Annotated in this window: 1 protein-coding gene; it reads right to left on the reverse strand. The window is 49.4% G+C overall.

The window, feature by feature from the left end; all coding sequences use genetic code 11:
- Positions 1–858 (reverse strand): IS66 family transposase (gene tnpC, locus ACE01T_RS05910; protein ID WP_395518914.1); only part of this gene is annotated, 858 nt, incomplete at both ends.

Raw genomic sequence — 858 nt, forward strand, 5'->3', positions numbered from 1 at the left:
CTGAATCAGCACTAATGCCTGTTCAGCGACCTGACTTTTCCCGGTCACATGCAGTTCATGGAATTTACGACGTGCATGGGCCATGCAGCCCACCTCAATGACCTGACCTGATTTAAAGCGTGCTTTATAACCACTGTAATCATCACAGACCAGATGACCCTGCCAGCCTTTCAGGAACTCTTCAGCATGCTGACCTGAACGACTATCCTGAAAGTCATCGATCACCGCTTGAACTGGATTGTACTGTGTGGTGGCATAGACCCAGACATAACCTTTCTTCGGTTTTTTCTCATTCTCACCCATCCGCATGATGGTGACCGGCGTTTCATCGGCATGGATCACCCGCTGTTGCAACACCACCTGTTTTAAGGCATTAGCCAGAGGTTCCAGTTCCACACCGCAGCGACCAATCCAGTCAGATAAAGTGGATCTGGATAAATCAATACCCGCCCGCTGATAGATCAGGCGCTGACGGTACAGCGGCAAATGATCGGCATACTTCGATACCAGCACATGGCTGAGCAGTTCAGGTGAAGCAATGCCTTTATCAATCACATAGGCGGGCATCGCTTGCTGAGTCAGAGTGTCGCACTGATCACAGACCCATTTGCCACGGACATGCTGTTCCTTGTAGAACTGTGCCGGTCTGAAATGCAGTTTTTCACTGATATCTTCGCCGATACGACGTAACTGGCAGCCACAACTGCATTGGGTTGATGCAGGTTCATGCTCAATACGGATGGTGTGTAGATGATCTGGCAGCAGTCGACGTTTAGGTTTGTTGACTGTGGCTTTCTGTGTCGCTGCATGGGTTTTATCTGCATTTAATCGTTCTAATTCCAGATCAACGGCTGCGAT

Origin of the sequence: Acinetobacter uliginosus (assembly GCF_044130295.1) — a bacterium.
GTDB lineage: Bacteria > Pseudomonadota > Gammaproteobacteria > Pseudomonadales > Moraxellaceae > Acinetobacter.